Source organism: Pseudomonas sp. Pdm06 (assembly GCF_014851795.1).
Classification (GTDB): domain Bacteria; phylum Pseudomonadota; class Gammaproteobacteria; order Pseudomonadales; family Pseudomonadaceae; genus Aquipseudomonas; species Aquipseudomonas fluorescens_AA.
In genome coordinates this window covers 1-3058 of sequence record NZ_JACVAH010000033.1, presented here as the reverse complement: position 1 = coordinate 3058, position 3058 = coordinate 1, and the positions used below count along the sequence as shown (strand labels likewise).

The window sequence follows — 3058 nt, the reverse complement described above, 5'->3', positions numbered from 1 at the left end:
TACCGCGAGCTTTCTCTTCCGGGGCGCTGTCGATCTTGTCGAAGTCAACCTTGGCCGAACCGAAAACTTCGGAGCAGACACGGGTCAGAGCAGCGGTCAGCGTGGTTTTACCGTGGTCAACGTGACCAATGGTACCGACGTTGACGTGCGGCTTATTACGTTCGAACTTTTCCTTAGCCATCGAAATCACCCCTAGGAGAAGAATTTAGCGAGTCACACAAGCCATTAAAACAAAGGCAGATATTTGCATATCTGCCTTGTAATATGGAGCTCTTGAGCGGATTTGAACCGCTGACCTCACCCTTACCAAGGGTGTGCTCTACCAACTGAGCTACAAGAGCGAAACACTTTGCACAATCTGCAAACTTGGAGCGGGTAGCGGGAATCGAACCCGCATCATCAGCTTGGAAGGCTGAGGTTCTACCACTAAACTATACCCGCGGAGCTTGCAGCTCACGCTAAAAATGGTGGAGGGGGAAGGATTCGAACCTTCGAAGTCGTAGACGTCAGATTTACAGTCTGATCCCTTTGGCCGCTCGGGAACCCCTCCTAAGCGAGCCGGCATTCTATATCATGCCAGCCTTCTGTCAAGCATTTTCTCATTAAAAACCTGAGGTTAGCTGCGTTGACCTCGCTTCGTATCGCTTACCTTTAAAGGTCTTCGCTGCGAAGCGGGCGCCATTCTATGCAAACTACCCTGCGGGTGCAACCCCTTCGCATGGCATTATTTTATGTTTTAACTCATTGAATTCTTTAGAAAGGTTTTGGAGCAGCGTTTCATTCACCTTTCCCGCGCCTTCCTGAGGAACCTGAACCCAGAACCCCCCTCCCTCAGGGAGATTTTGCGCGCTCGATACCACAGAGCGACCTACGACCCCCAAAGCCGCCAGGCGCTGCTCCAACTGCCTGGCCAGCTCCGGACGAGCAAAACCACCCAGGTAGACACATGTTTTGGGCGCCTCAGCGGACTTAGCCGAATCGCGCCTGACAAGGGCATCCGCCGTTTCGCTCAAGAGATGGATATCCTGCTGCGACCCGCGATATAAGCTCAGCGGCGTGACATCCTTGGCGCGAAGCGGGGCCTCCTGCTGATGCCAGATGTAGTAGAAGACATTCAAAACCAGCAACAACAGGAACAGCCACCGCATAGAAACCTCAAGACAAAGGACAGGCCATCGCCAAACCAACGAAAACCAGGTCAGGTACCACCCTGGCATCTGGAACGACCCCGGAAACCAGATTGGCATCCCCCCCAGTAAGAAACACCACGAAATCCTTTCCCCAATATTGCTCCGCCAATTCAAGCTGAGTCAGGACAAACCCCCTGAGCATCAGCATGCAACCGCGCTCGACCGCCTCGACAGTCGCACGACCTGGAGCAAGACTCTCATGGGCTCGCTCGGCCGCTATATCGTCATAACGAATTTTCCGCGTGTGGGTACGCAATTGATTACGCATCAGAGGCATGCCAGGACAAATGAAACCTCCCAGATGCCCACCATCCGCAGCCACGAAATCGGCCGTGACGGCAGTACCAAAATCCAGCACCAGGCACGCCCCCGAAGCGAGATGAAAACCACCAAGCAAGGCCAGCCACCGATCGAGGCCTAGCCGCTCGTAATCCTCGTAGCCGTTTCTCACACCCGCCATTTCCCGGGCGGGCACAGCACGAACTACCGATACCCCGAACACATCGACCAGCGAAGCGACCAATGAATCCGTCTCCGCCTGGGTCCTCACGCTAACAAGACGACACTTCTTGAGCTGAAACTTCTTCGCGTCATTCAGGCTCGCGAGCAAATCGTCGTCAGAACCGACCACACCACCCTCGACCGGCGTTATCCCGTCAGGGCGCAGAACGCGCCATTTGATAAAGCTGTTGCCGCAGTCGAGCTCAAGAATCATCACGCAACCTCAAACTGAGCTCACCACCGCTAAAGTTTTTTTCCACACCATCCACCTTCAAACGCAGCGCACCCTGGTGATCAATGCCCAGCACAATGCCGTCAATTTTATTAACACCGGCAATCAGAGACACAGCCCGCCCCTGCCAAAGATGGTATTGCTCCCATTCCGACTGGATCGCAACAAACCCCGACACGCGATGAAGCTCCAGATATTGCTGCAGCTTCACCCCCAATCGGGCCACCAGCTCATTTCGATCAAAATCCCTGCCCGCTTCAAGGCACATGGATGTCCATTGCTGGTCGACCTCATCAGTCGATTGCATATTCACATTGATCCCTACGCCCAGGACAACATGGCAAACGTCTGCAGGATCTCCAACCAATTCAAGCAAAATGCCGGCGATCTTTTTCTCACCCACCAAGACATCATTAGGCCATTTCAGCCCCGCCGCCGCGATCCCCATATCGCGCAAGACATGCATGACCGCAAGCCCGACAACCAAGCTCAGACCTTCGATTTGTCGCATGCCACCGCTAATGCGTAACACCAGGCTGTGGTAGAGGTTTTCGGCAAATGGGCTGACCCACTTACGGCCACGACGACCACGACCCGCTATCTGTCGCTCAGCCAAAACCATGAATGGCGCCACGCTTCCGCGCTCGATGAAACGCAGCGCCTCGGCGTTAGTGGAATCGATAGAGTCGAATATATGGACAGGCCACTCATGAAGGCCTTTTGCGCAGATCTCTGTCGCATCCAAAAGCAACAGAGGCTTAGCCAACTGATAGCCCCGACCTCGAACTTTATGAACAGACAATCCTAAATCCGCCTCCAAGTGCTGCAACTGCTTCCATACAGCACTACGACTGATACCCAGTGCGGCACCCAGCGCTTGCCCCGAATGAAAGCGGCCATCCTTCAGAAGTTTTAGCAACGTGAGCATGCGGACTGCGCCCTGATAATGAGGCCCGCATGATAGCCATGCGCAAGACAGTTGCATAGAAACACAAAATGACTTTCCTGCGGACAAAACAAAACCCCTACCTGCATCAGCAGATAGGGGTTTTGGAATTTAATCTTGACGATGACCTACTCTCACATGGGGAAACCCCACACTACCATCGGCGATGCATCGTTTCACTTCTGAGTT

The 3058-nt window shown here is 53.8% G+C and carries 4 protein-coding genes and 3 tRNA genes; all 7 read right to left on the bottom strand.

What is annotated here, in order from left to right:
- Window positions 1–181: GTP-binding protein (locus tag IB266_RS30395; protein WP_232201729.1), on the bottom strand; the 181-nt coding region annotated here is incomplete at its 3' end.
- Window positions 182–265: 84 nt separating this feature from the next.
- Window positions 266–341, bottom strand: a tRNA-Thr gene (locus tag IB266_RS30390).
- 26 nt (window positions 342–367) lie between these two features.
- A tRNA-Gly gene (locus IB266_RS30385) sits at window positions 368–441 on the bottom strand.
- 24 nt (window positions 442–465) lie between these two features.
- Window positions 466–550, bottom strand: a tRNA-Tyr gene (locus IB266_RS30380).
- Between the two features lie 142 nt (window positions 551–692).
- Window positions 693–1148, bottom strand: a complete 456-nt coding sequence (locus IB266_RS30375; protein ID WP_192264434.1) for a hypothetical protein — start codon at window positions 1146–1148, stop codon at window positions 693–695.
- Between the two features lie 7 nt (window positions 1149–1155).
- Window positions 1156–1905, bottom strand: coding sequence for a pantothenate kinase (locus IB266_RS30370; protein ID WP_092259524.1), 750 nt, complete (start codon window positions 1903–1905; stop codon window positions 1156–1158).
- Entirely contained in the window at window positions 1895–2851 is a 957-nt protein-coding gene (birA, locus tag IB266_RS30365; RefSeq protein ID WP_192264431.1) for a bifunctional biotin--[acetyl-CoA-carboxylase] ligase/biotin operon repressor BirA, read from the bottom strand. The genes IB266_RS30370 and birA overlap by 11 nt, the downstream gene beginning before the upstream one ends.
- Window positions 2852–3058 lie beyond the last annotated feature (207 nt).

Bases quoted from the DNA above. Each gene is read 5' to 3' on its own strand.
- IB266_RS30375 (WP_192264434.1), bottom strand. From the start codon at position 1,148: ATGCGGTGGCTGTTCCTGTTGTTGCTGGTTTTGAATGTCTTCTACTAC.
- IB266_RS30370 (WP_092259524.1), bottom strand. From the start codon at position 1,905: ATGATTCTTGAGCTCGACTGCGGCAACAGCTTTATCAAATGGCGCGTT.
- birA (WP_192264431.1), bottom strand. From the start codon at position 2,851: ATGCTCACGTTGCTAAAACTTCTGAAGGATGGCCGCTTTCATTCGGGG.